2 protein-coding genes are annotated in these 386 nt (G+C 63.2%); both read left to right on the forward strand.

Going from position 1 to position 386, the window contains the following annotated elements:
• Window positions 1-76 precede the first annotated feature (76 nt).
• A complete protein-coding gene (locus CU044_RS16765; RefSeq protein ID WP_129769416.1) occupies window positions 77-286 on the forward strand; it encodes a DUF397 domain-containing protein in 210 nt (69 codons plus the stop codon).
• Between the two features lie 5 nt (window positions 287-291).
• The coding region (locus CU044_RS16770; RefSeq protein WP_129769418.1) for a DUF397 domain-containing protein at window positions 292-386 on the forward strand (95 nt) is incomplete at its 3' end.

Consider the following 386-nt stretch of genomic DNA (forward strand, 5'->3'; position numbering starts at 1 on the left):
GTCTCAATATGGCCGCGGCGAATGTCACCAAGTCAAGGGCGCTCATCCAAGGCGCCATCAAGAAATGGGATAGCTGATGAAGCCGTACATCGAGTCCGCTTCGGCCGCCGGCCTGGAGTGGGTGAAGTCCTCGTACTCGGGAGTCAACAACAACTGTGTCGAGGTCGCCGTGCCGTCCGGCGGCGGTCGTGCCGTGCGTGACAGCAAGAACCCCGGCGGGCCCGTCCTGCTGTTCAGCGCCGACGAGTGGCAGGCGTTCGTGCGCGGCGCGAAGGAGATGGGATAGCACTGATGAAGCCGTACATCGAGTCCGTTTCGGCCGCTGGGCTGGAGTGGGTGAGGTCCTCGTATTCGGGAGCCAACGGCAACTGTGTGGAGGTTGCCGT

It is taken from the genome of Streptomyces sp. L-9-10, assembly GCF_004151105.1.
Taxonomy (GTDB): Bacteria; Actinomycetota; Actinomycetes; order Streptomycetales; family Streptomycetaceae; genus Streptomyces.